Origin of the sequence: Pseudomonas sp. BJa5, assembly GCF_030272875.2 — a bacterium.
GTDB lineage: Bacteria > Pseudomonadota > Gammaproteobacteria > Pseudomonadales > Pseudomonadaceae > Aquipseudomonas.
In genome coordinates this window covers 1-24,342 of sequence record NZ_JALRNG020000013.1, presented here as the reverse complement: position 1 = coordinate 24,342, position 24,342 = coordinate 1, and the positions used below count along the sequence as shown (strand labels likewise).

The following is a 24,342-nucleotide window of genomic DNA, read 5'->3' as shown; positions in this document are numbered from 1 at the left end:
TTACTCCCCTTTGGCCCCTGCAGTCGATGCATTGGCCTGGGCTGGCTGTACAGGCTTGACGTTGGAGGCCGGGCTGGCCTTGACCTCGATGCCCGGCTTGACGAACTGCAGGCCTTCGGTGATCACCCGGTCGCCGGCGTTCAGGCCATCTTCGATCAGCCACTCGTTGCCGACGGTGCGGCTGGCCTTGAGCTGACGCAGCTCGACCTTGTTCTCCTGGTTGACCACCAGGGCGGTTGGCTGGCCCTTGAGGTCGCGGGTGATGCCCTGTTGCGGCGCCAGGATGGCCTGGGCGTTGACACCGGCCTTCAGGCGGGCGTGCACGAACATGCCGGGCAGCAGGTTGTGCTCGGGGTTCGGGAACACGGCGCGCAGGGTCACGGAACCGGTGGTCGGGTCTACCGAGACTTCCGAGAACTCCAGGCGACCTTCCTGGCGGTAGGTGCTGCCGTCTTCCAGGGTCAGGGTGACCTTGGCGGCGTTGTCGCCGACCTTCTGCAGCTGGCCGCTTTCCAGCTCGCGGCGCAGCTTGAGCAGCTCGGCCGAGGACTGGGTGACGTCGACGTAGATCGGGTCCAGCTGCTGGATCACCGCCATGGCTTCGGCCTGGCCATTGTTGACCAGGGCGCCTTCGGTCACGGCCGAGCGGCCGATGCGGCCGCTGAGCGGTGCCAGGACCTTGGTGTAGCGCAGGTCGATCTGGGCGCTGCGCAGCGCTGCCTCGGCCTGCAAACGTTTGGCTTGCGCATCGTCGTATTCCTGGCGGCTGACCGCCTGTTCGGCCACCAGCTGCTTGTAGCGCTCGGACAGCGAACGGGTCGACTGCAGGTTGGCCTGGGCGCTGGCCAGGGTCGCCTCGTACACCGACGGGTCGATCTGGTACAGCTGCTGGCCTTCCTTGACCTCGGTACCTTCCTTGAACAGGCGCTTGAGAATGATGCCGTTGACCTGTGGGCGGACCTCGGCGATGCGGTAGGCGGTGGTGCGCCCCGGCAGATCGGAGGTGAGGGTATAGGCCTGGGTTTGCAGGGTGACGACGCCGACCTGAGGAGCTTGCGCTGCGGGAGCTGCCTCTTCCTTTTTACAGCCGCTGAGCAGTGTTGCCAGGGCGACGGCGGATACCAGAGCGGTAACAGCTGGCTTGAATTGCATGAAGATCCTCGGGTCGCAAGAGCACAAGACGCTCAAGAATAGTGGAAAGGGTGCGAGAGAAAAAATGCTGTCGAGTAGATATTTAGCTTACTAAGGAATATACTTACATTCATGGTTGTTTGTAAATACCGTGCGGCATCGCCCCGGGCCGCCGCAAGCCCTGAAACTTATACATTCGGTAACAACCCCGAAGGTTGATCCGGCCTAGCCCCCAGGAGCCTGCACGCTTGCCTGGGCATTGATGAGGTTGTACTGCCATGGTCCGTCGAACCAAAGAGGAAGCCCAGGAGACCCGCGCCCAGATTCTCGAAGCGGCGGAAAAGGCTTTCTACAAGCGCGGGGTAGCGCGAACCACACTGGCCGACATCGCCAAGCTGGCGGGGGTTACCCGCGGTGCCATCTATTGGCATTTCAACGACAAGGCCGAGTTGGTCGAGGCCATGCTCGAAAGCCTGCGTGAGCCCCTTGATGCGCTCGCCAGGGCCAGTGAGAGCGAAGAAGAAGTCGACCCGCTGGGCTGCATGCGCAAGTTGCTGGTCCAGCTGATGCAGCAGATGGTGCTTGATCCGAAAACCCGCCGAATCAATGAGATCCTGCATCACAAGTGCGAGTTCACCGATGATATGTGCGAAATCCGCCAGCAACGGCAGCTTTCGACGGCCGAATGTCATACCAACATCGTGTTGTCGTTGAGCAATGCAGTCAACCGCGGGCAACTGCCCGCCGATGTGGACCCCGAGCGCGCGGCGCTGGCGATCTTTGCCTATATCGATGGCCTGATCCGCCGCTGGCTGCTCCTGCCGGAAAGCTTCGACCTGCTGGGCGAAGCCGAGCAATGGATCGATACCGGGCTGGATATGCTGCGCTTGAGCCCTGCATTGCGCAAATAAGACTTTGTGAAGGTTTGTGAGGAACTGTTTCCGCACTCTTCACAATCCGGTTATTGATGGCCGCGCAGCTGCCGGTCCGGCAGGGTCAGCGCGGCCGTCAGGCCGAACAGCGACACCAGCGCACTGCCCAGCAACAAATGACGGAAGGTCTCAAGCAATTCGACCTGCATTTGCGCGCTCGGTTCACCCGCCTTGAGGCTGCCGAGCAGGGTGTCGCCGGCCAGGCTCAGGCCGCCATCCTGCAACATCGCCAACAGCAGTGCCGACATGCAGGCCACGCCCATGGCCCCGCCCAGGGTGCGGAACAGGTTGGTGGTACTGGTGGCCACGCCGATATCGCGCGGCTGCACGGCGCTCTGGGTCGCTACCAGCGAGGTCGGGAACTGCAGGCCCGAGGCAATGCCGGTGAGGACCATGAACAGGCCGCTGAGCCAGGCCGCCTGCGGCGGTGTCAGGGCCATGCCGACGATGGCGAAGGGCATCAGCAGCGCACCGCCGAGGATCTGTGGTTTGTAGCGGCCGGTGAAGCTGGTCAGGCGGCCGCCGCAATAGGCGCCGATCGGCAGACCCATGGCCAGCGGCAGCAGGTGCAGGGCGGCGCTGTCGGCACCGGCGCCGGTGATGCTCTGGTAACGCAGCGGCATCAGCATGGTCAGGGAAATGGCCTGGAAACTGGTGAAGAAAATGGTGCACCAGCACAGGATCGCGACCCGGTTGCCGAACAGCTTGAGCGGCAACAGCGGCTCTGGCGTGCGCCGCTCATGCAGCACGAAGACGCACAGGCCGAGCAGGGCGCACAGCAGCAGGCTGCTGACGTGCGAGCCATTCCATGGCTGGCCCTGGCCGATCAGGGTGATGCCGAGCATCAAGCTGCTCAAACCGAAAACCAGCAGGGCGGCGCCGAGGTAGTCGACCCGCGCCTGGCCCTGGGGCACCGCCAGGGTGCGCAAGGCGCGTCGGGTCACCCACCAGGCGGTCAGGCCCAGCGGCAGGTTCAGCCAGAACACCCAGCGCCACGACAGGTACTCGGTGAGGTAGCCGCCCAGCACCGGCCCGAGCACGCTGGCCAGGGCATACATGCTGCTGAAATAGCCCTGGTAGCGACCGCGCTCGCGGGGCGGCACGAAGTCGCCGATGATCGCCTGGCTGACCGAGACCATGCCGCCGGCGCCGATGCCTTGCAGCACGCGGGCCAGCACCAGTTGTTCCATGTTCTGGGCCAGGGCGCAGAACAGCGAGGCGAGGGTGAACACGGCGGTGCCGGTGAGGATCATGCGCCGCCTGCCGTACAGGTCGCCCAGCTTGCCGTAGATCGGCACGGCCACGGTCATGGCGACCATGTAGCCGGAGATCACCCAGGCCAGCAGGCCGACATCATTGAACTGGGCGGAAATCGCCGGCATCGACACGGCGACGATGGTCTGGTCCAGGGCCCCGAGGAAAATCGCCAGCATCAACGCGACTAGCACGCTGCGCAGGACCGGTTGCGGAGTGTTCAGTTGGGTCACGGGCCAGCTCGGAAGGCAGGGTTATCCCGCAGCGTGTCGCCGCGGAAACGGGTGCTGGCCAGTGTACTCGATAGCTTGCTAAGCGTCTGCCCCGATCAATGCGCCGCGCTGGTCAGACGCTGCCCGGTGGCTATTTCACCCCGCTCAGGGTTGCGGTGTGCGGTACACAATTGGCCAGGCTGCAACTGGCCGCCGAATTGGGTTGATGACGGATCTGTTCGACCCGATAGGCCGCAGTTCCATACAACCCGAGCACTGCAGCGATGGCACAGACGACCGCGCATCTTCTGGATTTGAGGGTCATGTTGCTCACCTCGTTCAACCCGCACTCAGGTGCTATTTAAAGCATAGGTCAGCTTTGCCTGGGATGCCCGGGCTAGAGCAGGTCGCGGTCCCATTCTGGCTCGGCGGTGAAGCGCTCGGCGAGAAAGTCGAGCATGCTGCGCAAGGTCGCGGGCATGTGCTTGCGCGAGGTGTATACGGCGTTGAGGTCCAGTGCCCGTGGCTGCGCCTCGGGCAACAGGCGCACCAGTTCGCCGCTGCGCAGGATGGCCGCCGCCTGGTAGGTGGGCAGCATGGCGATACCGGCGCCGGCCAGGGCGGCGCGTTGCAGGGTCATGGCCTCGTTGGCGCTGATGTTGCCCTGGACCGGCACCGAGACCTGCTCGCCCGCCACCTGGAAGTGCCAGAGGCTGCGACCGAAGTAAGTGTGGGTCAGGCAGTTGTGCCGGGTCAGGTCCTGGACCTGCTGCGGCGCCGGGTGCTCGCGCAGGTAGGCCGGTGATGCGCAGATCACCGAGCGGCACACCGTCAGGCGCCGGGCGATCAGGTTGGGGTCAAGGTCGTTGCTGGTGCGGATCGCGAGATCGATGCGCTCATCCACCAGGTTCACCGTGCGATCGAGCATCTGCAGGTCGACCTTCACCCCGGGGTAGCGTTTGACGTAGACGGCGACCGCCTCCATCAGTTGCGCCTGGCCGAACGAGGTGCTGACGCTGATGCGCAATTCACCCCGTGGCGCATCCTCGGGCGCACTCACCGCCGCTTGCAGGTCACCGGCCAGTTCCAGCATCTGCCGGCAGCGCGGCAGGGTTTCCTGGCCGGCGGCGGTCAGGCTCAGGCGCCGGGTGGTGCGCTGCATCAGGCGCGCGCCGACCCAGTCTTCCAATTCGGCGAGGTAGCGCGACACCACCGGACGTGACAGGTCCAGGTGGTCGGCAGCGGCCGATTGGCTGCCGAGGTCGACGACGCTGACGAAGACCCGCATTGCTGTCAGACGATCCATGATTTGCCCGATTTCAGAAACAAACTAATGCCAAGCATCGCATTTTTTGCAACGGATCGTGCAACTAAGCTGTGGCTCATCGTTACCAGACAGGAATTGCCTTGATGCGTCGTCCGTTCTCCCTCCGTGGCCTGTTGCTGGCCTTCGCCACCCTCGGCGTCATGGCCCAGGCCAGCGCGGCCGAAAAGCCGTTGCAGCTGGATGTCTATAACCCGGGCACCGCGGCGCTGTTTCCGGTCAGTTCAGTGATCGTCAGCGGCGAGCACGATGCCATCCTGGTCGACGCTCAGTTCGGCAAGGGCCAGGCCGAGCAGCTGCTGGCAAAGTTGCGCGCCAGCGGCAAGCACCTCACCACTATCTATATCAGCCATGGCGACCCGGACTACTACTTCGGCCTGCAGACCCTGACAGACGCCTACCCCGAGGCCAAGGTCGTGGCGTCTGCCGCCACGGTTGCGCACATCAAGCAGACCATGGACGCCAAGCTGGCCTACTGGGGCCCGCAGATGGGCAGCGACAAACCGGCCCGGTTGGTCGTTCCGCAGGTGCTGGACGGTAATGAACTGACCCTGGAAGGCCAGCGCCTGGAAGTGCTCGGCCTCGATGGCCCGCAGCCGGACCGCAGCTTTGTCTGGATTCCGTCGATCAAGGCGGTGGTCGGTGGCGTGGTGGTCGCCCAGAACCTTCATGTGTGGATGGCCGACACCCAGACCGCGCAATCGCACAAGGACTGGCTGGCGACCCTGGAGCGTATCGAACAGCTCAAGCCGCAGACGGTGGTGCCCGGTCATTACCTGGGCCAGCCTGGCGATGGCCTGCAGGCCGTACGTTTCACCGCCGACTATATCCGCGCATTCGATGCCCAGACCGCCAAGGCGGCCAACGCTGCCGAGCTGATCGCGGCGATGCAGGCGCGCTACCCGGGCCTGGGCGAACAGAGCTCGCTGGCGCTCGGCGCCAAGGTCGCCAAGGGCGAAATGAAGTGGTAAGTGACCTCAATCCTCACGGGAGTTTGATATGAGCAAGATTGCAATCATCGGGGCGACCGGACGTGCCGGTAGCCAGTTGCTGGAAGAAGCCCTGCGTCGCGGTCACAGCGTCACCGCCATCGCCCGCAACCCTGCCAAGCTGCAAGGGCGCGCAGGCGTTACGGTCAAGGCCGTGGATGTGCTGGACAGCGCTGCGCTGCTTGAGGCGCTGAAGGGTAGCGATGTGGTAGTGAGCGCGGCGCACTTCGCCACGGTTCCGGCTGCCGCGATCATCGGGCCGGCCAGGCAGGCCGGGGTCAAGCGCCTGCTGGTGGTCGGTGGCGCGGGCAGCCTGTTGTTGCCTTCCGGGCAGCGGGTGATCGACAGCCCCGGCTTCCCCGAGGCCTACAAGGCTGAAGCCACCGCCGGCTGCCGGTTCCTCGATGCCCTGCGCCAGGAAGGCGAACTGGACTGGACCTTCCTGTCACCCTCGGCCGAGTTCGTCGAAGACGCACGCACCGGCAGCTTCAGGCTGGGCCAGGACCACCTGCTGTTCGCCGCCGACGGCAGAAGCTGGATCAGCTTTGCCGACTACGCCATCGCCATGCTCGATGAAGTGGAGAAGCCCGCTCACCCGCGCCAGCGCTTCACCGTCGGCTACTGAGTGCCGCGCCGCTGGGCCTGCTCGCACAGCCAGTCGAGCAGCTCCAGCAGCGCCGGCTGCCCCGCACCTTGTGGCCTGACCAGGTAGTACGCCTGGCCGGTGCCGACCTTGAGCGGGAAGGGCGTGACCAGGCGGCCGCTGTTGAGGTCGTCGCCGATCAGCGACCAGTCGCCGATGGCCACGCCCGTACCCTGGGACGCCATGGACATGGCCATGTCCAGGGTCTCGAAATGCTGGCCCTTGCCCTGGCGCGCCAGGTTGGCGCCCGCGGCGCTGAGCCAGGTGTTCCAGTCATGCTGGTCGCGGGTCGGGTGCAACAGCATGTGCTGCTCCAGGTCCGCCAGCTGGCGCAGGGGCAGGGCGCCGTCCAGCAGTTGCGGGGCGCACACCGGGGTCAGTTGTTCGTCGAACAGCTTGAGCTTGTGCAGACCGTGATTGGGCGCTGCGCCATAGACCACTGCGGCATCGAATACCTCGCGGCGAAAGTCGACACCGTGCTGCACCGTGGTGGTCAGCTCCACCGGCACATCCGGACGCAATGCCTGCCATTCCATCAGCCGCGGCAGCAGCCAGCGCATCACGCAGGTGGGCGCCTTGAGCTGCAAGGTGGCGCTGCGCGCACCGACCTGCTGTACCCCTTCCTCGATCAAGGCGAACACCTGCTGCACCCGTGGCAACCAGTCCTGGCCTTCGCGGGTCAGGCTCAGGCCGCGGGCCTGGCGCAGGAACAGGGCATAGCCCAGATGATCCTCCAGGCCGGCGATCTGCCGGCTCACCGCGCCCTGGGTGATGTGCAGCAATTGCGCTGCGCGGGTGAAGTTGCAGCACTGGGCAGTGACCAGGAAGGTGTGCAGGGCGGGCAGTGGCGGCAGGCGTTTCATCGGGCATGAGCCATGATCTGGGGACATGGCTAGTATGAGCTTTTTTGCATTGTGCCGGTAGCGGTGCAGCGGTCCAATAAAGCCTGTTTTCAGCACAACAACAGGCACACGATCATGGCGACTTGCGGCGAAGTACTGGTCAAACTCCTTGAAGGCTATGGCGTTGACCATGTCTTCGGCATCCCCGGCGTGCACACCGTGGAGCTCTACCGGGGGCTGGCGCGTTCCGCCATCCGTCATATCACCCCGCGCCATGAGCAAGGCGCAGGTTTCATGGCTGACGGCTATGCGCGTACCCGTGGCAAGCCGGGTGTCTGCTTCATCATTACCGGCCCCGGCATGACCAACATCACCACCGCCATGGGCCAGGCCTACGCCGACTCGATCCCGATGCTGGTGATTTCCAGCGTGCAGTCGCGCAATCAGCTGGGCGGTGGTCGCGGCAAGCTGCACGAACTGCCGAACCAGGGCGGCCTGGTCGCTGGCGTGGCGGCGTTCTCCCACACCCTGATGAGCGCGGATGACCTGCCGATGGTGCTGGCCCGGGCTTTCGCCGTGTTCGAGGGCGCCCGCCCGCGCCCAGTGCATATCGAGATTCCGCTGGATGTGCTGGTGGAGGATGCCGACCACCTGCTGGCCAGCACGCCGGTACGCATCGCTCGTGCCGGTGCGGCCCCGGCCCCGGTGGCGCAGATGGCAGCCTTGCTGGCCAGCGCCCGTCGCCCGTTGATCCTGGCCGGTGGCGGTGCCATCGACGCCAGTGCGGCGCTGACGCGCCTGGCCGAATACCTGCAGGCACCGGTGGCCCTGACCATCAACGCCAAGGGCGTGTTGCCGGCCAGCCATGCGCTGCAGATCGGCTCGACCCAGTCGCTGGTGGCGACCCGTGCCCTGGTGGCCGAAGCGGACGTGGTCCTGGCGATCGGCACCGAGCTTGCCGAAACCGACTACGACGTGACCTTCAAGGGTGGCTTCGAGATTCCCGGCCGCCTGCTGCGCATCGATATCGACCCGGACCAGACCGTACGCAACTACCCGCCGGAAGTCGCCCTGGTGGCCGACGCCACGGTCGCGACCCAGGCCCTGCTGGTGGCCCTGGCCGAGCAGCCGGCACCGGTGCGTGGCAGCGACTGGGGCGCCAGCCGTGCCGCTCGCCTGCGCGAAACGCTGCTGGCCGACTGGGACCTGCCGATGCACAGCCAGACCCGCATGCTCAAGACCCTGGTCGATACCCTGCCGGGCGTGATCCTGGTCGGTGACTCGACCCAGCCGGTGTACACCGGCAACCTGACCCTGGACATGGATCAGCCGCGCCGCTGGTTCAATGCCTCCACCGGTTACGGCACGCTGGGCTACGCCTTGCCGGCGGCCATGGGCGCCTGGCTGGGCAGTGCCGAGGCGGTTGCAGACCGCGCCCCGGTGGTCTGCCTGATCGGCGACGGTGGCCTGCAGTTCACCTTGCCCGAGCTTGCCAGTGCCACCGAAGCGCAGGTGCCGCTGATCGTGCTGCTGTGGAACAACCAGGGTTACGAGGAAATCAAGAAGTACATGGTCAACCGCGCCATCGAGCCGGTGGGCGTGGACATCCATACCCCGGACTTCATCGGCGTGGCCAAGGCGCTGGGTTGCGCCGCCGAAGCGGTGGGCAATGTCGAGCAGCTGCGTGACGCACTGCGCCAGGCCTGCGATCGCAAGGGCCCGAGCCTGATCGAAATCGACCAGAACCGCTGGATGCAGGCGGTGCCAGCATGATGAAGCTGCCTGGCGTGTATATCGAGGGTGTCTGGCAGCACGGTCCACACCCGTTGATGGTGATCAACCCGAGCAATGAACAACTGCTGGCCGAAGTGGCCGGGGGCGATGGCGCGGCGGTGGATCGCGCCACCCTGGCTGCCCGCCAGGCTTTTGGCCGCTGGTCCAACAGTACCGGCAGCGAGCGGGCGAAGGTGCTGCGGGCCATCGCCGAAGGCGTCGAAGCGCGCCGCGAGCGCCTGGTTTTCCTGCAGGCCAGCAACAACGGCAAGCCCCAGGGCGAAGCGCAGATGGATGTCGACGATGTGATCGCCACCTTCCGCTACTACGCCGAACTGGCCGACGGCCTCGATGCCGCGCAGGACAGTGCAGTGGCGCTGCCCAGCGAGGACTTCGTCGCCCGCTTGCGCCGTGAGCCGTGCGGCGTGGTCGGGTTGATCGTGCCGTGGAACTTCCCCATGGTCACCACCGCCTGGAAGCTGGCACCGGCCCTGGCGGCCGGCTGCTGCGTGGTGTTGAAGCCGTCCGAGGTGACACCGCTGGCGGAGCTGGAACTGGCGGCGATCATCGCCGAGGCCGGCTTGCCGGCGGGTGTGTTCAACCTGGTGTGCGGCACCGGTATCGCCGTGGGCGCGGCCCTGGCTGCCGATCCACGGATCGCCAAGATCTCCTTTACCGGCAGCAACGGCGTCGGCGTGCAGGTCATGCAGCGCGCCGCCGAGACCATCAAGGGCGTGAGCCTGGAGCTGGGCGGCAAATCCGCCTTGCTGGTGCTGGAGGATGCCGACCTTGACCTGGCGGTCGAGCTGGCGTGCCTGGGCGGCTTCTTCAATGCCGGGCAGATGTGCTCGGCGACCAGCCGGGTGCTGGTGGCCGACGCCTTGTACCCGGACTTCATCGCGCGCCTCAAGGCGCGTGCCGAAGCGATCCGGGTCGGTGATCCCTTTGTCGGCGACAGCGAGATGGGGGCCTTGGTCAACCAGTTGCAGTACCAGCGCGTTCAGGGGCATATCGCTGCGGGTCTTAAGGCTGGTGCGCAGTTGCTGTGCGGTGGATCACGGCCAGCGGAGCTGCCGTGCGGGTACTTCATCAGCCCCACGGTGTTTACCGAGGTGCCGCTGGACAGCGCGCTGTGGCGTGATGAAATCTTCGGTCCGGTGCTGTGCGTGCGCCCTGTGGCCAGTGAGGCCGAGGCGGTGGCCCTGGCCAACGACAGCGAGTTCGGTCTGGTGGCCAGCGTGGTCAGCCGCGACCGAGTGGCGGCCGAGCGGGTAGCCAATGCCTTGCAGGCGGGTCTTGTGTGGATCAATGCGCCGCAGGTGATCTTCCCGCAGACTGCCTGGGGCGGCTACAAGCAGAGCAGCATCGGTCGAGAGCTGGGGCCGTGGGACCTGAGTGCCTTCCAGGAAATCAAGCACGTGCTGAGCGCGGTGTAACCCCCCTGTGCTGTGGGAGCGGGCTTGCCCCGCGATTGCGATGTGCCTGATGATCGGCAATCGCGGGGCAAGCCCGCTCCCACAAAGCCAGTTGCTCCTATTAAGATCACAGCCAGGTGGCAGCGGCTACAGGGCATTGCGCAAGCGCGCCAGGTCGCGCAGCGGCGGCGCCCCGTACAGGCGGCTGTATTCGCGGCTGAACTGCGACGGACTCTCATACCCCACCCGATATCCGGCCACCGCCGCCTCCAGCCCGTCATTGAGCATCAGCCGTCGCGCTTCCTGCAGGCGCAATTGCTTCTGGTACTGCAAGGGGCTCATGGAGGTCACCGCCTTGAAGCGATGGTGCAGGGTCGAGCTGCTCAGGTTCACTTCGCGGGCCAGCTCGTCGATGCGCAGCGGTCGATGAAAATGCTGGTTCAGCCATTCGACGGCCTTGCAGACACGATGGGTCTGGCTGTTGGAGAGGGCGATTTCATGCAGGCGATAGCCCTGCGGCCCGCGCAGCAAGCGGTAGAGGATTTCACGGCGAATCAACGGCGCCAGCACCGCAATATCTTTCGCTGAATCGAGCAGACGAATCAGGCGCAGCAAGGCATCGAGCAGCAACGGATCGGTGCGCTCCACATACAGGCCACGGCCCGATGGCGAGGCGGGAACCGCCATGGGGCCGGCATCGGCGATCAGGTTGTTGAGCTGCGCCGGGTCGATATCCAGGCGCATGCCCAGACTGGGGTTTTCCGGACTGGCTTCCAGCACCACGCCGCTGATCGGCAAGGCCACCGACACCACCATGTAGTGCAGCGGGTCGTAGACATAGTGCTCGTCCCCCAGACTGACTTCCTTGCTGCCATGGGCAAGGATGCACAGGGCCGGTTGGGCCAGTGCCGGCATCGATCGCACGCTTTTTTCGTGCCGGGTCAGGTACAAACCTTCGATGGCCGACTCCACACCCATCTCGCTGGGCGCGTGGCGACGGATCAGTTCGGCCAGCTCCTGGCGTTGCAGCTCCAGGGCGGGGTCGAGGACAAGGCGGTCGGCGTCGATCGAGGACATAAGGGCAATTCCACAGAGAACGCCTGCAGGATAGGTTTGTGCAAGTTCGGGCGCTAGTCGAAAGCTGTCGCCCGCTTGCCTGATCCTGCCGCCCGCGCAGGATCAGGCAAGCGCCCGGCAGGAATCGCCTAACGGCCGCGCGGGCGCGTGGCCTAACCTGCGCAGCCTGGGATTTTTATCTGGCAGCTTGAGGAGAATCGCTAATGACCTCGCCCAATCCGGTCACTCACCTGGCTTTCATCCGCGCCAGCAGCGGTCGCTCGCAGGAGCTGGGCGAACGCCTGCGCCAGCTGCTCGAACCCACTCGCCAGGCGCCGGGGTGCCTGCACTTCAACCTGCAACAGTCCCAGGCCGATGCCGACCTGTGGCTGCTCAGTGGCTTCTGGCGCGACCAGCAGGCGATGGGCGGCTACTTTGCCTCGCAGGACCTGGCGCTGTTCGGCGAGCTGGTCCAGGCCCAAGTGGTCGCCAGCCTGGACCTGCATACCTTCGGTGAACCGTCTGCGGGTTAGAATGCGGGTTTCAGGCAATCGATGTGGATTTGAAGCACATGGCACGTAGAGAGTTTTCGCAGTTCGAAGCGGTATCGGCAGCCGTCCGTGGCGAGGAAGGGTACAACGCGGCAATCGCCGTCAAAGGCCTGGGTGCCACGGGCGCGCCGCGTTTTCATAAAGTCCTCGAAGGGCAGGTGTTCAAGACTGCCCTGGCCGCTGACGAGGCCGCCTGCGCCGAGCTCGAGCGCCTGCAGGACGTCAGCGACGACGCCGAACTGGTCTGGTAGTTCAGACCTGCGGACGGGCCATCTTGAACAGGTTGCCCAGTTCGAAATAGTCCGCAGGGCCACCGCCGCGCAGGATCGGCTGTGCGGCCGCGGTATCGTAGATACCGTCCTTGAGCAGGTGCTCGGCAATGTGCACCGCCACCACTTCACCCAGGATCAACCAGCTCGGCACCAGGGCCTGGTCGGCGCGTTGCAGTTGAATGATCTGGGTAACCTTGCACTCGAAGGACACCGGGCTTTCCTGCACCCGGGGCACGGCGATGACCTTCGAGGCCACCGGGGTCAGGCCACTCAGGTTGAACTCGTCGACTTCGGGCGAGACGGCCGCACAGCTCTGGTTCATGGCCTCGGCCAGTGGCCGGGTGGCCAGGTTCCAGGCGAACTCACCGGTCTGCTCGATGTTGTTCAGGCTGTCTTTGCGCCCGACGCTGCAGAAACCGATGATCGGCGGGATGTAGTTGAAGGCGTTGAAGAAACTGTAGGGCGCGAGGTTCAGGCGGCCTTCGGCATCCTGGGACGAGATCCAGCCGATCGGGCGCGGGCCGACGATGGCATTGAACGGATCGTGGGGCAGGCCGTGGCCTTGTGCGGGTTCGTAGTAGTACATCTGCCTTGAGGCCTTCCCTGTGTGAAAGCGCCTAGTGTGCCAAGGCTTTGCCCGCCTGAAAACGATTAAGCCCGGCCGAAGCCGGGCTGACTGCGTCGCTTCAGGTATCAGCTGAAGCGGTGGCCCTGGGTGCGGTCGAAACCGTCTTCGGCGAAGCGGGCGCCGCCAGTGCGATCGAAGCCGTCCTCGGCGAATTTGGCGCCGCCAGTGCGATCGAAGCCGTCTTCAGCGAATTTGGCGCCACCGGTGCGATCGAAGCCGTCTTCGGCGAATTTGGCGCCGCCAGTGCGATCGAAGCCGTCTTCGGCGAATTTGGCGCCACCGGTGCGATCGAAACCATCTTCTGCATAAGTAGCCGACTGGGTTTGCACGGCACCGAAGTTGTGGCTGTTGGTGCGGTCGAAGCCGTCTTCGGCGAACGCGTTGGCAGTCAGTACCGAGAAGGCCAGGGTCAGGATCAGTTTGCTTTTCATGGTCGTTGCTCCGGGGTGGTGTTGGGTTGTTCGTTTCTATGGGTTTGATGTTACGCCGATTAAATTGATTAAAAAGCGCAAAAAACTGCGTATAAAAATCGATCTATTCGATGTTTTCGGCGTCAGGTATGGCCTCATCGCGGGGCAAGCCCGCTCCTACATGCGAAACCTCTTGTAGGAGCGGGCTTGTCCCGCGATACAGGCAACGCGATCTATCGATGGAAGCAGGATGCAGGCGGGCGATTAATGCGGCGTTAAGCAAGAAAAAAGGGGCGTCCATTGCTGGACGCCCCTTTTTGTGCCGGCTTGATCGATATCAGTCAGTGGTGATCCGCGAATGCTTGCGGGTGTCCTTCATGAACACGTACACCAGCAGCGAGCAGGCGATACAGGCGGTCACGTACCAGTAGAAACCGCTTTCCATGCCGATGCTCTTGAACCACAGTGCCACGTACTCGGCGGTGCCGCCGAAGATCGACACGGTCAGTGCATAGGGCAGGCCGACACCCAGGGCGCGGATTTCGGTCGGGAACAGTTCGGCTTTGACTACGGCGTTGATCGAGGTGTAGCCGCTGACGATGATCAGCGCCGCCATGATCAGGAAGAACGCGCCCCACCAAGTCTGGATGGTGTGCAGGGTGGTCAGGATCGGTACGGTGCACAGGGTACCCAGCACGCCGAAGGCAATCAGGATCGGACGCCGGCCGATCTTGTCGGAGAGGCTGCCGATGATCGGCTGCAGGCACATGAACAGGAACAGGGTGGCCGCCGAAATGGTGGTCGAGTCGCTGATGCTCATGCCGACAGTGTTCACCAGGTACTTCTGCATGTAGGTGGTGTAGGTGTAGAAGGCCAGGGTGCCGCCCATGGTCAGGCCGACCACGGTCGCCAGTTCCTTGGGATGGCGCATCAGGGTGCGCATCAGGCTTTCCTTGGACTTTTCCTTCTTGGTGAAGGAGGCGGTTTCTTCCATGCCACGACGCAGGTACAGGGCCACGACCGCGCACAGGGCGCCGATCACGAAGGGTACGCGCCAGCCCCAGGCATACAGCTGCTCGGTGGTCAGGGTCTGCTGGAGGATGATCAGTACCGCCAGGGCGATGAGCTGACCGGAGATCAGGGTCACGTACTGGAAGCTGGAGAAGAAGCCGCGACGGTCCTTGGTCGCCATCTCGCTCAAGTAGGTGGCCGAGGTGCCGTATTCGCCACCTACCGACAGGCCCTGCATCAGGCGGGCGATGACCAGCAGGATCGGGGCGGCGACGCCGATGGTCTCATAACCCGGGGTCAGGGCGATGACCAGCGAGCCTGCGCACATCAGCAGCACCGAGGCCATCAGTGCGGCCTTGCGGCCCTTGCGGTCGGCGTACAGGCCCATCAGCCAGCCACCGATCGGGCGCATCAAAAAGCCCACGGCGAAGATGGCGGCAGTGTTCAGCAGCTGTGCGGTGGTGTCGCCGGCGGGGAAGAAGGCCTTGGCGAAGTACAGGGAAAACGCGGCGTAAACATACCAGTCGTACCATTCGACCATGTTGCCGATCGAACCGCTGAAAATCGACTTGAGCCGGCTTCGGGTGGTTTTTTCCGCGGCGGGCGCAATGGCCGCCCCGGCGGGCAGGGTGGTGGAGTTATCCATCGAAGGGACCTTCATAGTTGTTTTTGTGGAGCGCGCCGAAACGCAGCCTGCCAGGGCTATAGCAGGAGCTGTGCCAGGTTCGGAAGGCCCGGTCTAGAGGGGTTTGCTTGAATTGATGAGCAATAATCCGCCTATCGCTCGATTGCTGATAGGCGGATTTCCGCTTATTGGGTCAGTCCGCGCCGAGGAAGTCTTCGCGTTGCAGACCGTGGCGCTGCATTTTTTCATTGAGGGTGCGGCGGGGAATCTGCAGTTCTTCCATGACCGCCTTGATCTCACCCTTGTGCCGGCTCAGGGCGGCGCGCAGGCATTGGGCCTCGAAGGCTTCCTGCTGGGCGGCAAGCGACTGTCCACTTTCCACTTCGGCAACGGCGGGTGCGCCGAGCCCGAGGGCATGGCGCTCGCCGGCGTTGGCCAGTTCGCGGACGTTGCCGGGCCAGTCGTGGCTGAGCAGACGTCCCAGCTGCGCACCGCTGAGCGGCGGGGCGCTACGACCGACGCGCTCGGCGGCCTGGCGGGCGAAGTGCTCGAACAGCAGGGGGATGTCTTCGCGCCGCTCGCGCAAGGGCGCCAGGCGCAGTTCGGCGACGTTCAGGCGATAGGCCAGGTCTTCGCGAAAGCGACCGGCGCGGGCCTCTTCCAGCAGGTCGGGCTTGGTCGCGGCGATGATGCGCAAGTCTACCGCGATGCTCTGGTTGGCCCCCAGGCGCTCCAGTTTCTGCTCCTGCAGCACACGCAGCAGCTTGGCCTGCTGGGCCAGGGGCATGCTCTCGATTTCATCGAGGAACACCGTGCCGCCGTTGGCATATTCCAGCTTGCCGATGCGCTTGCCCTGGGCGCCGGTGAAGGCGCCGCTCTCATGGCCGAACAGTTCGGCCTCGAACAGGGTCTCGGGAATCGCGGCGCAGTTGAGGGCAACGAACGGCTTGCTCGCGCGCGGGCCGAATTCGTGCAGGCAGCGCGCGACCTGTTCCTTGCCGCTGCCGGTTTCGCCGCGGATCAATACGTTGACCGGCAGGCTGGCGAGGTCCAGCACTTGCCGGCGCAGCTGCTGCATGCCCTGGGACATGCCCAGCAGGTTCAGCTCCAGGCGTGCCTTGAGATCGGCCTGTTCATGCAGGCGACGGTTCTCCAGCACCAGCTGGCGCTTTTCCAGGGCGCGGCGCAGGCTGCCCAGCAGGGCCTCGGGGCTGAACGGCTTTTCAAGGAAGTCGTAGGCGCCGTTGCGCATGGCCTCGACCGCCATGGGTACATCGCCGTGGCCAGTCAACAGGATCACTGGCAGGTCGGCATCGCGCGCCTGCAGTTGCTCCAGCAGCTGCAGGCCATCCATACCGGGCATGCGCACGTCGCTGAGGATCACCCCGGGAAAATGCTCGGGCAGCTGCGCCAGGCATTCTTCGGCGCGGCTGAACAGCTGCACCTCGAAGCCGGACAGGCTCAGCCATTGCTCGACCGCCGTGCGGATGCTGGCTTCATCATCGACGACCATTACCGAATTCAACATCAGGGCTCCGGGTCACAGGGCAGGGTAAGACTGAAACGGGCGCCGCCTGGCTGGTTGTCGACTGCAAGGCGTCCGCCGGCTTCGTGAATGATGCCATAGGATATCGCCAGCCCCAGCCCCAGGCCTTCGCCCACAGGCTTGGTGGTAAAGAACGGGTCGAAGACGCTGGCCAGGTGTTCGGCGGCAATACCGCCGCCGCTGTCCAGTACGCTCAGGCGCCACTGATCGGCGTCGATTTCGATGCGGATTTCCAGGCGCCTGAAGGTTTTCCCGGCCATGGCATCCAGGGCATTGCGCAACAGGTTGATCAGCACCTGTTCCAGGCGGATGGCGTCGCCGCGCACCCAGGCCGGTCGGGCCAGGTACAGGGCGACGTCCACCTGCTCGGCGCGGATCCGCGCTTCGAGCAGTTGCAAGGCCTGGTCGACCACGGTGGCCAGGTCCAGGCGCTCGCGCAGGCCGCTGGGGCTGTTGCGGGCGAAGGTCTTGAGGTGGCCGGTGAGTGCCGCCATGCGCGTCAGCATCTGTTCCAGCGGCTCCAGGGCCTTGCGCGCCTCATCGTAGCGCTGGTTGTCGAGCAGCAGGCGCAGGGTCGCCAGTTGCATGCGCTGGGTGGTCAGGGGCTGGTTGATCTCGTGGGCCAGGGCCGCCGACATCTGCCCCAGGGCGGCGAGCTTGGCCGATTGCACCAGGCCTTCCTGGGCGGTGCGCAGGTCGCGGGTGCGGGCCTCGACCAGGCGCTCCAGCTCTTGCCGGCTGCGCTGGCGCAGGCGGGCCAGGCGCAGGCGCTGGCTGATGAACAGCAGGGCGAACACCAGGCTCAACCACACCGCCGCCGCGGCCAGGGCGGCATTGCGACCGTCGTCGCTGACCTGTGGTTTGCGCAGCAGGTGCAAGGTCCAGCCTTCGGCTTCCAGCGGCAGGCTTTCCCACAGGTAGTCGGTGCTGCCCTCGGGGCCCTGGACGCGCATCAGGTGGCTGTTGTCATCGAAGCGGCTGAGCACCTGGTGTTGCAATGGCACCAGCGGTTGCTTGTCGTACTGGCGGGTGGCGGCCAGCTCGGCACGGTCGGCGCTGCTCAGCGGCTTGAGTTCGCGGTAACGCCAGCCGTCCTGGTTGGCGATGAAGATGATTCCGCGGGCGTCGCTGACCAGCAGGATATCGCTGCCCTGGCGCCATTCGCGCTCAAGCTCGGGAAACTCCAGCTTGACCACCATGGCGCCAAGAAAGCGGCTGTGCTCGTCCAGTACCGCGCTGGAGAGAAAGTAGCCCGGCACGCCGCTGGTCACGCCCACGGCATAGAAACGCCCGCTGCCCTGGCTGCGGGTCTGCTTGAAGTAGGGGCGAAAGCCGTAGTTGGAACCGACGTAGGTACTGGGCAGGCGCCAGTTGCTGGCGGCCACGGCAAGGCCGGTGCGGTCGAGCAGCTCCAGGGTCGAGGAATTGGCCGCGCCGTTGATGCGTTCGAGCTTGCGGTTCAGGGCGTCCTGGACCGGGCCGTTGACCGGGCCGCGCAAGGCGCTGACCAGTTCCGGGTCCAGGGCCAGCACGGCGGGCAGGGCGCGGTAGCGCTCGATCAGGGTGTGCAGCGAGTTGGCGTACAGGTCCAGTTGCTGGCTGGCGCGGCCGGCGTCTTCGACCATCGCCTGGCGCTGGGCGTGGTGCATGGCCCAACCGGCGCTGAACAGCGTGCCGGCGAGAATGAAGAATACGATCAGGCCCAGACGCAGGGCGCGGAAGGAAAAAGGCATGGTGCGGGTCCCGGCAAAGGGGGAGGCCTCCTGGCCTCCCCTTGAAGCATGGCTTACAGCAGTTCGAAACGCTGTTGCTGCACCGCCTGGGAGTCCAGTCCGACCTGAACGTTGAACTCGCCCGGCTCGGCTGCCCATTTAAGCTGGTTATTGTAGAACTTCAGGTCATCCTCGCTGATCTGGAAGCGCACGGTGCGCTCTTCGCCGGCCTTGAGCATGACTTTCTGGAAGTTCTTCAACTCCTTCACCGGCCGGCTCATGGACGCGGCGATGTCTTGCAGGTACAGCTGTACCACGGTCTCGCCGTCACGCTTGCCGGTGTTCTTCACGCGCACGCTGGCTTCGAGGGTCTGGCCCTTTTTCAGGGTCTTGCTCGACAGGGTCACTGGCGACAGGCTGAAGTCGCTGTAGCTCAGGCCGTAACCGAAGGGGTAGAGCGGGCCGTTGGGCTCCTCGAAGTACTGCGAGGTGTAGTTGCCAGGCTTGCCCGGGGTGAACGGGCGACCGATGCTCAGGTGGTTGTAGTACATCGGGATCTGCCCGACCGAGCGTGGGAAGGTGATCGCCAGCTTGCCGGACGGGTTGTAGTCGCCGAACAGCACGTCGGCAATGGCATTGCCGCCTTCGGTACCGCTGAACCAGGTTTCCAGGATGGCATCGGCCTGTTCGCGCTCCCAGGCCAGCGACAGCGGACGGCCGTTCATCAGCACCAGTACCAGCGGCTTGCCGGTGGCCTTCAGGGCCTTGATCAGCTCACGCTGGGCCGCCGGGATTTCCAGGGTGGTGCGGCTGGAAGACTCGTGGGACATGCCACGGGACTCGCCGACCACGGCCACCACCACGTCGGACTGGCGGGCGGCCTTGACCGCTTCGTCGATCAGCACGGCGGCGGGGCGTGGATCGTCGACGATTTCCGGGGCATCGAAGTTGAGGAAGTTCAGGTAATCGAGGATCGCCTTGTCATGGGTGACATTGGAGCCCTTGGCGTAGATCACCTTGGCCTTGTCGCCCAGGGCCTGGCGCATGCCTTCGCGCACGGTGACCGACTGGTGCGGACGGCCGGCGGCGGCCCAGCTGCCCATCATGTCGATCGGCGCGTCGGCCAATGGGCCGACCAGGGCGATGGTGCCGGCTTTTTTCAGTGGCAGGGTCTGTTCGCGGTTTTCCAGCAGCACCAGGCTGCGGCGTGCCACATCACGGGCCTCGGCGCGGTGCAGGCGGTTGTCGGCGTAGGTGTCGGCCGGGTCTTCGCTGGCCTTGCCGATACGCACGTACGGGTCGGCGAACAGGCCCATGTCGTATTTGGCGCCGAGCACTTCGCGCACGGCATTGTCGATGTCGGCCTGGTCGACCTTGCCGGCCTTGAGCAGGCTGGCCAGCTCTTCGCCGTACAGCGAGTCGTTCATGCTCAGGTCGATGCCGGCCTTGATCGCCAGGGTTGCCGCTTCACGGCCATCGCGGGCCACGCCGTGGCGCACCAGCTCGCCGATCGCGCCGTGGTCACTCACGGTCACGCCCTTGAAGCCCCATTCCTTGCGCAGCAGGTCGTTCATCAGCCAGGTGTTGGAGGTGGCCGGCACGCCGTTGATCGAGTTCAGGGCGACCATTACGCCACCGGCGCCGGCATCGATGGCGGCGCGGTAGGGCGGCAGGTAGTCGTTGAACATCTTGCTCGGGCTCATGTCGACGGTGTTGTAGTCGCGACCGCCTTCCACCGCGCCGTACAGGGCGAAGTGCTTGACGCTGGCCATCAGGCTGGTGGCCTCGGCCGGGCTCTTGCCCTGGAAGGATTCGACCATGACCTTGGAAATGCGCGAGACCAGGTAGGTGTCTTCGCCGAAGCCTTCACTGGTGCGGCCCCAGCGCGGGTCGCGGGCGATATCGACCATCGGTGCGAAGGTCATGTCGATGCCGTCGGAAGCCGCTTCCAGCGCCGAAACCCGGCCGACCGTGGCGATGGCGTCCATGTCCCAGCTGGCGGCCAGGCCCAGGCTGATCGGGAAAATGGTGCGGTGGCCGTGGATCACGTCGTAGGCGAAGAACATCGGGATCTTCAGGCGGCTGTTGCCCGCCGCGTCCTGCATCGGACGGTTCTCGGCGCGGGTGATCGAGTTGAAGGTGCCACCGATGCGGCCGGCGGCGATTTCCTTGCGGATCATCTCCCGGGGCATTTCCGGGCCGATGCTGATCAGGCGCAACTGGCCGATCTTCTCGTCCAGGGTCATCTGCTTGAGCAAGTCGGCGATAAACGCCTGTTTATCCTTCAGCGGGGCAGCAGCGGGGGTGTCGGCAATCGCCGATTGACTGGCCAGGCTGACAAGAAGGCCCAGCAAACACAGCTTGTTCATTAAGTTCAGTTCTCGAGGCGCTCGGCAGTGTTCACGGTGATACTGCCCGGCCGAAATTGGGGAAGCGGCTATTGTTGTAGTTTGCTGGGGCATCTTTTAGCCGATTGGGCTGTCACGATCCAGCGACGGTGGCGGATTATGCCTCATCTACAGTGATTTACGCTGATCAAGGAGCGCGGCAACTATGCAGGTAATCCAGTTCAAGGGCGTGAGGCTGTGGCTGTTGCTGATGCTTGGCAGCCTGCTGGCCGGCTGCGGTATCAACAACATTCCCAACTACGACGAACAGGTCAAGGCCGCCTGGGCCCAGGTGCAGAACCAGTACCAGCGCCGTGCCGACCTGATTCCCAACCTGGTGGAAACCGTCAAAGGCTATGCCAAACAGGAACAGGAAACCCTGACCGCGGTCATCGAAGCGCGCGCCAAGGCCACCTCGATCCAGGTCGATGCCAGCACCCTGGACGATCCGCAGAAGCTGCAGCAGTTCCAGCAGGCCCAGTCGCAGCTGACCGGGGCGCTGAGCCGGTTGATGGTGGTCTCCGAGCGCTACCCGGACCTGAAATCGAACCAGAACTTCCTCGCCCTGCAGTCGCAGCTCGAGGGCACCGAGAACCGCATTGCCGTGGCGCGCAAGGATTTCATCGCCGCCGTGCAGCGCTACAACACCGAGATCCGAACCTTCCCCGGGCGCCTGTGGCACAGCCTGATGTACAGCAGCCTGCCGCTGCGGGAGAACTTCGAGGCCACGGCCAGCGATGCCGACAAAGCCCCTGAAGTGAAGTTCTGATGCGCCTGGTCCACCTGGCGCTGTTGCTGGCGCTGTTGCTGGCGCTGCTGATCGTCACGCCGCTGCGGGCCGAGCCGAGCTTCCCGGCCCTCACCGGGCGGGTGGTGGACAACGCCGGCCTGCTCGACAACGGCAGCCGCAGCCAGCTCGAGCGCATGCTCAGCGCCCATGAGCAGGCGACTGGCGAGCAGGTTGTGGTGGTAACCCTGAACGATCTGCAGGGGCTGCCCATCGAAGACTTCGGTTTCCAGCTCGGGCGCCACTGGGGCATTGGCCAGAAGGGCAAGGACAACGGCGCCTTGCTGATCGTCGCACCGCGTGAGCGCAAGTTGCGTATCGAGGTGGGCTACGGGCTCGAAGAGCGCCTGACCGACGCCCAGGCCTCGGTGATCATCAATGGCATCATCACCCCGGCCTTTCGCCGTGGCGAGTTCAGCCTGGGCATCGTCCAGGGCACGGCGGCGATCCTCCAGGTGCTGGGCGGCAATCCGCTGGCCGAGCCGTCGCGGGCTGCGGGCAGCCCGGCCGACGAGGGGGCGCCGGCCTGGGCCGTGGGCCTGTTCGTGCTGCTCATCATCCTGGTGTTCGCCGGGCAGTCCCTGGGCCTCGGCGGAGGCGGGCGGGGTGGCAGGGGCGGGATGGGCGGGATGGGCGGCTTTGGCGGTGGCTATGGCGGCTTCGGTGGCGGTGGAGGCGGCGGTGGCTTCAGTGGCGGTGGCGGCGGTTTCGGCGGTGGCGGATCGTCGGGTGGCTGGTAGAACGACAATCAACGAGAACCCCAGTGCATGACTTTGCTCAGTGAATACGAACAGCGCCAGGTGGCCGAAGCCATTGCTCAGGTCGAGCGCCATACCGATGCCGAACTGGTCACGGTACTGGCCAGTCGTGCCGACGACTATGCCTACATCCCTTTGCTCTGGGCCAGCCTGCTGGCCTTGCTGGTGCCCGGCATGGTCCATTACCTGGGCAGCTGGCTGAGCGTCGACAGCCTGTTGATTGCCCAGTGGCTGACCTTCATTGTCCTGAGCCTGCTGTTTCGCATTCCGCGCCTGACCACGCGCCTGATCCCGCGCGCGGTGCGCCACTGGCGAGCCTCCAACCTGGCCCGGCGGCAGTTTCTCGAACAGAACCTGCACCACACGGTTGGCGGCACCGGTGTGCTGATTTTCGTCAGCGAGGCCGAGCGCTATGTGGAAATCCTCGTCGACGAGGGCATTGCCCGGCACCTGGGCAACCATGTGTGGGATGACATCGTCCAGCGGTTTACCGAGCAGGTGCGCAAGGGCCAGACCCTGCAGGGCTTCGTCGATTGCATCGAGGCCAGTGGCCGCTTGCTCAGCCAGCACGTGCCCCTGACCCATGAGCGCAATGAGCTGCCCAACCGTCTGGTGGTGCTGCGTTGAGCCCCAGGCGCTGATCGACAAAAGCTGGGCGCGGGGCAGTCATCCACGTAAAATGCCGGCATTGCGCCCAGCCGCTCCCTTCGCAACCCGAGGCACCCACTCCCGATGTCCGATACCCTTACCGCCCAGGCCGCGCCGGATGCCCGTGCGCAGTTTTTGAGCCTGCTCGCCACCAGCCTGCAACAGAACGCCCTGATCAAGCTGGTGCTGGCGCGCCATGTCGGCAGCGAAGAAGCCTTGCAGCGGATCATCGCCAAGCCGCTGACGGTCAAGGGCCAGCCGTGCCTGTCGCTGGTCTACCGCTACCAGACCCGCGATATCACCCGTAACCTGCCCAATGACGAAGCCCTGGCCCTGGTGGCCGAGTTGTTGCCTGGCTCGTTTCGCAATGCCCACCTGCTGAGCCTGAGTGACGAAGCGCAGCTGGAGTTCAGCAAGAAGGGCAAGCCGATGCTGCACCGCAACGCGGTGAAGCAGGCGCTTGAGGCACCCGCGGGAGAACATGACCGGGAGAAAAAGCGCTACCTGGAGCTGAGCCGGCCGTTCCTCCACGACCTGGGCGTGACCGACAAGCAGCAAGCGCTGATCCCGGCCATGTCGCGCAAGTGGAAGCAGATCAACAAGTTCATCGAAGTGTTTTCCCATGCCCTCAACACCGCGCCGCTGGCAGCTGATCAGCCGGTGCGGGTGGCCGACTTCGGGTCGGGCAAGGGCTACCTGACCTTCGCCATCCACGACTACCTGCGCAACACCCTGCAGCGCGAGGCCCAGGTGACCGGGGTCGAGCTGCGCAAGGACATGGTCGATTTGTGCAATGCAGCCGCCGGGCGCCTGGAGCATCCGGGGCTGGTATTCGAATGTGGCGACGTGCGCAGTGTGGTGCCCAGCGCCATCGAGGTGATGATCGCCCTGCATGCCTGCGACATCGCCACTGATTATGCGATTCATACCGGCATTCGCTGTGGTGCGGCGATCATCATGTGCTCGCCGTGCTGCCACAAGCAGATCCGTCCGCAGCTGCACAGCCCGGGCCTGCTCAAGCCGATGCTGCAGTACGGGCTGCACCTGGGCCAGCAGGCCGAAATGCTCACCGACAGCTTGCGCGCGCTGTACCTGGAGGCCTGTGGTTATGAGACCAAGGTGTTCGAGTTCATTTCGCTGGAGCACACCAACAAGAACAAGATGATTTTGGCGGTCAAGCGCCAGGCGCCAGGGGATTCGGCGGCGCTGCTGGAGAAGATCCGGCAGTTGAAGGAATTCTACGGGGTCAGGGAACATTGCCTGGAGAGCTTGCTCAAGGCCGATGGCTTGATCGCGGCCTGAATGCATCGCGGGGCCAGCCCCCGCCAACGGGAGGTGCGGGGGTGCCCCGCGCGGGGGCCCCCACAGACCCGCCCACGCGGCGGGTGGCCCCGGGGCGGGCGCCCCCGCCCCCCCCGGCCCATCACACCCGCCCC

At 64.9% G+C, this 24,342-nt stretch carries 22 protein-coding genes; 11 read left to right on the top strand and 11 right to left on the bottom strand.

All coding sequences use genetic code 11. From position 1 onward, the window contains the following. Nucleotides 1-1,152, bottom strand: a complete 1,152-nt coding sequence (locus M2D63_RS09830; RefSeq protein ID WP_285862684.1) for an efflux RND transporter periplasmic adaptor subunit — start codon at nt 1,150-1,152, stop codon at nt 1-3. A 257-nt stretch (nt 1,153-1,409) separates the two neighbouring features. Here M2D63_RS09830 and M2D63_RS09825 point away from each other — a divergent pair, with 257 nt between their 5' ends. Beyond that, nucleotides 1,410-2,042: a TetR family transcriptional regulator gene (locus M2D63_RS09825; protein ID WP_285862683.1), complete on the top strand. Its 633-nt coding sequence runs from the start codon at nt 1,410-1,412 to the stop codon at nt 2,040-2,042. Nucleotides 2,043-2,092: 50 nt separating this feature from the next. Here the strand turns inward: M2D63_RS09825 and M2D63_RS09820 are convergent, their stop codons facing one another. After that, nucleotides 2,093-3,550 carry an MDR family MFS transporter gene (locus M2D63_RS09820; RefSeq protein WP_285862682.1) on the bottom strand — a complete coding sequence of 486 codons (1,458 nt, stop codon included), beginning with the start codon at nt 3,548-3,550 and terminating at the stop codon, nt 2,093-2,095. A gap of 376 nt (nt 3,551-3,926) precedes the next feature. Next, on the bottom strand, nt 3,927-4,835 hold the full coding sequence (locus M2D63_RS09815; RefSeq protein WP_285862681.1) for a LysR family transcriptional regulator: 909 nt from the start codon (nt 4,833-4,835) through the stop codon (nt 3,927-3,929). Nucleotides 4,836-4,939: 104 nt separating this feature from the next. On the opposite strand from M2D63_RS09815, the gene M2D63_RS09810 reads away from it, so the two are divergent. Then, nucleotides 4,940-5,824, top strand: a complete 885-nt coding sequence (locus tag M2D63_RS09810) for an MBL fold metallo-hydrolase (protein ID WP_285862680.1) — start codon at nt 4,940-4,942, stop codon at nt 5,822-5,824. 28 nt (nt 5,825-5,852) lie between these two features. Continuing rightward, nucleotides 5,853-6,467 (top strand): NAD(P)-dependent oxidoreductase, encoded by a 615-nt coding sequence (locus M2D63_RS09805; protein ID WP_285862679.1) that lies wholly within the window; start codon nt 5,853-5,855, stop codon nt 6,465-6,467. Here the strand turns inward: M2D63_RS09805 and M2D63_RS09800 are convergent. Further along, nucleotides 6,461-7,348 (bottom strand): LysR substrate-binding domain-containing protein, encoded by an 888-nt coding sequence (locus M2D63_RS09800; protein ID WP_285862678.1) that lies wholly within the window; start codon nt 7,346-7,348, stop codon nt 6,461-6,463. The two genes, M2D63_RS09805 and M2D63_RS09800, sit on opposite strands and share 7 nt — an antisense overlap. A 114-nt stretch (nt 7,349-7,462) precedes the next feature. Here M2D63_RS09800 and M2D63_RS09795 point away from each other — a divergent pair, with 114 nt between their 5' ends. Both M2D63_RS09795 and M2D63_RS09790 read left to right on the top strand, forming a co-directional pair. After that, nucleotides 7,463-9,100: a 5-guanidino-2-oxopentanoate decarboxylase gene (locus M2D63_RS09795; RefSeq protein ID WP_285862677.1), complete on the top strand. Its 1,638-nt coding sequence runs from the start codon at nt 7,463-7,465 to the stop codon at nt 9,098-9,100. Continuing rightward, nucleotides 9,097-10,536 carry an aldehyde dehydrogenase family protein gene (locus M2D63_RS09790; RefSeq protein WP_405309615.1) on the top strand — a complete coding sequence of 480 codons (1,440 nt, stop codon included), beginning with the start codon at nt 9,097-9,099 and terminating at the stop codon, nt 10,534-10,536. The genes M2D63_RS09795 and M2D63_RS09790 overlap by 4 nt, the downstream gene beginning before the upstream one ends. A 126-nt stretch (nt 10,537-10,662) precedes the next feature. Here the strand turns inward: M2D63_RS09790 and M2D63_RS09785 are convergent, their stop codons facing one another. Next, entirely contained in the window at nt 10,663-11,592 is a 930-nt protein-coding gene (locus M2D63_RS09785) for an AraC family transcriptional regulator (protein WP_285862676.1), read from the bottom strand. Nucleotides 11,593-11,795: 203 nt separating this feature from the next. Between M2D63_RS09785 and M2D63_RS09780 the strand changes: the two genes are divergently transcribed. Both M2D63_RS09780 and M2D63_RS09775 read left to right on the top strand, forming a co-directional pair. Then, nucleotides 11,796-12,104: an antibiotic biosynthesis monooxygenase family protein gene (locus M2D63_RS09780; protein WP_285862675.1), complete on the top strand. Its 309-nt coding sequence runs from the start codon at nt 11,796-11,798 to the stop codon at nt 12,102-12,104. A gap of 38 nt (nt 12,105-12,142) precedes the next feature. Continuing rightward, nucleotides 12,143-12,373, top strand: a complete 231-nt coding sequence (locus tag M2D63_RS09775; RefSeq protein ID WP_285862674.1) for a hypothetical protein — start codon at nt 12,143-12,145, stop codon at nt 12,371-12,373. Nucleotide 12,374: 1 nt separating this feature from the next. On the opposite strand, the gene M2D63_RS09770 is transcribed toward M2D63_RS09775, so the two are convergent. From M2D63_RS09770 to bglX, 6 genes are all read right to left on the bottom strand, one after another. Beyond that, a complete protein-coding gene (locus tag M2D63_RS09770) occupies nt 12,375-12,980 on the bottom strand; it encodes a flavin reductase family protein (RefSeq protein WP_285862673.1) in 606 nt (201 codons plus the stop codon). 107 nt (nt 12,981-13,087) lie between these two features. Beyond that, entirely contained in the window at nt 13,088-13,453 is a 366-nt protein-coding gene (locus M2D63_RS09765; protein ID WP_285862672.1) for a heme utilization protein, read from the bottom strand. 316 nt (nt 13,454-13,769) lie between these two features. Continuing rightward, a complete protein-coding gene (locus M2D63_RS09760) occupies nt 13,770-15,089 on the bottom strand; it encodes an MFS transporter (RefSeq protein ID WP_285862671.1) in 1,320 nt (439 codons plus the stop codon). Nucleotides 15,090-15,261: 172 nt separating this feature from the next. Further along, nucleotides 15,262-16,596 (bottom strand): sigma-54 dependent transcriptional regulator, encoded by a 1,335-nt coding sequence (locus tag M2D63_RS09755; RefSeq protein WP_285862670.1) that lies wholly within the window; start codon nt 16,594-16,596, stop codon nt 15,262-15,264. Further along, on the bottom strand, nt 16,596-18,347 hold the full coding sequence (locus M2D63_RS09750) for an ATP-binding protein (RefSeq protein ID WP_285862669.1): 1,752 nt from the start codon (nt 18,345-18,347) through the stop codon (nt 16,596-16,598). The genes M2D63_RS09755 and M2D63_RS09750 overlap by 1 nt, the downstream gene beginning before the upstream one ends. Nucleotides 18,348-18,400: 53 nt before the next feature. Further along, nucleotides 18,401-20,695 carry a beta-glucosidase BglX gene (bglX, locus tag M2D63_RS09745; protein WP_285862668.1) on the bottom strand — a complete coding sequence of 765 codons (2,295 nt, stop codon included), beginning with the start codon at nt 20,693-20,695 and terminating at the stop codon, nt 18,401-18,403. Nucleotides 20,696-20,879: 184 nt separating this feature from the next. Here bglX and M2D63_RS09740 point away from each other — a divergent pair, with 184 nt between their 5' ends. From M2D63_RS09740 to M2D63_RS09725, 4 genes are all read left to right on the top strand, one after another. Next, the gene (locus M2D63_RS09740) at nt 20,880-21,482 is read left to right on the top strand and encodes a LemA family protein (protein WP_285862667.1); all 603 of its coding nucleotides are present in this window, start codon (nt 20,880-20,882) and stop codon (nt 21,480-21,482) included. Beyond that, nucleotides 21,482-22,240 (top strand): YgcG family protein, encoded by a 759-nt coding sequence (locus M2D63_RS09735; protein WP_285862666.1) that lies wholly within the window; start codon nt 21,482-21,484, stop codon nt 22,238-22,240. The genes M2D63_RS09740 and M2D63_RS09735 overlap by 1 nt, the downstream gene beginning before the upstream one ends. Before the next feature lie 27 nt (nt 22,241-22,267). Next, nucleotides 22,268-22,885: a TPM domain-containing protein gene (locus M2D63_RS09730; RefSeq protein WP_285862665.1), complete on the top strand. Its 618-nt coding sequence runs from the start codon at nt 22,268-22,270 to the stop codon at nt 22,883-22,885. Between the two features lie 105 nt (nt 22,886-22,990). Next, entirely contained in the window at nt 22,991-24,208 is a 1,218-nt protein-coding gene (locus M2D63_RS09725) for an SAM-dependent methyltransferase (RefSeq protein WP_285862664.1), read from the top strand. Nucleotides 24,209-24,342: the final 134 nt, after the last annotated feature.

Excerpts from the sequence above, each read along its gene's own strand:
- M2D63_RS09750 (WP_285862669.1), bottom strand. The coding sequence starts at position 18,347 with ATGCCTTTTTCCTTCCGCGCCCTGCGTCTGGGCCTGATCGTATTCTTC.
- M2D63_RS09730 (WP_285862665.1), top strand. The coding sequence starts at position 22,268 with ATGACTTTGCTCAGTGAATACGAACAGCGCCAGGTGGCCGAAGCCATT.
- M2D63_RS09800 (WP_285862678.1), bottom strand. The coding sequence starts at position 7,348 with ATGAAACGCCTGCCGCCACTGCCCGCCCTGCACACCTTCCTGGTCACT.
- M2D63_RS09770 (WP_285862673.1), bottom strand. The coding sequence starts at position 12,980 with ATGTACTACTACGAACCCGCACAAGGCCACGGCCTGCCCCACGATCCG.
- M2D63_RS09815 (WP_285862681.1), bottom strand. The coding sequence starts at position 4,835 with ATGGATCGTCTGACAGCAATGCGGGTCTTCGTCAGCGTCGTCGACCTC.
- M2D63_RS09760 (WP_285862671.1), bottom strand. The coding sequence starts at position 15,089 with ATGGATAACTCCACCACCCTGCCCGCCGGGGCGGCCATTGCGCCCGCC.
- M2D63_RS09810 (WP_285862680.1), top strand. The coding sequence starts at position 4,940 with ATGCGTCGTCCGTTCTCCCTCCGTGGCCTGTTGCTGGCCTTCGCCACC.
- M2D63_RS09735 (WP_285862666.1), top strand. The coding sequence starts at position 21,482 with ATGCGCCTGGTCCACCTGGCGCTGTTGCTGGCGCTGTTGCTGGCGCTG.
- M2D63_RS09825 (WP_285862683.1), top strand. The coding sequence starts at position 1,410 with ATGGTCCGTCGAACCAAAGAGGAAGCCCAGGAGACCCGCGCCCAGATT.
- M2D63_RS09765 (WP_285862672.1), bottom strand. The coding sequence starts at position 13,453 with ATGAAAAGCAAACTGATCCTGACCCTGGCCTTCTCGGTACTGACTGCC.
- M2D63_RS09725 (WP_285862664.1), top strand. The coding sequence starts at position 22,991 with ATGTCCGATACCCTTACCGCCCAGGCCGCGCCGGATGCCCGTGCGCAG.
- M2D63_RS09830 (WP_285862684.1), bottom strand. The coding sequence starts at position 1,152 with ATGCAATTCAAGCCAGCTGTTACCGCTCTGGTATCCGCCGTCGCCCTG.
- M2D63_RS09780 (WP_285862675.1), top strand. The coding sequence starts at position 11,796 with ATGACCTCGCCCAATCCGGTCACTCACCTGGCTTTCATCCGCGCCAGC.
- M2D63_RS09795 (WP_285862677.1), top strand. The coding sequence starts at position 7,463 with ATGGCGACTTGCGGCGAAGTACTGGTCAAACTCCTTGAAGGCTATGGC.
- M2D63_RS09790 (WP_405309615.1), top strand. The coding sequence starts at position 9,097 with ATGATGAAGCTGCCTGGCGTGTATATCGAGGGTGTCTGGCAGCACGGT.
- M2D63_RS09755 (WP_285862670.1), bottom strand. The coding sequence starts at position 16,596 with ATGTTGAATTCGGTAATGGTCGTCGATGATGAAGCCAGCATCCGCACG.
- M2D63_RS09785 (WP_285862676.1), bottom strand. The coding sequence starts at position 11,592 with ATGTCCTCGATCGACGCCGACCGCCTTGTCCTCGACCCCGCCCTGGAG.
- M2D63_RS09740 (WP_285862667.1), top strand. The coding sequence starts at position 20,880 with ATGCAGGTAATCCAGTTCAAGGGCGTGAGGCTGTGGCTGTTGCTGATG.
- bglX (WP_285862668.1), bottom strand. The coding sequence starts at position 20,695 with ATGAACAAGCTGTGTTTGCTGGGCCTTCTTGTCAGCCTGGCCAGTCAA.
- M2D63_RS09805 (WP_285862679.1), top strand. The coding sequence starts at position 5,853 with ATGAGCAAGATTGCAATCATCGGGGCGACCGGACGTGCCGGTAGCCAG.
- M2D63_RS09775 (WP_285862674.1), top strand. The coding sequence starts at position 12,143 with ATGGCACGTAGAGAGTTTTCGCAGTTCGAAGCGGTATCGGCAGCCGTC.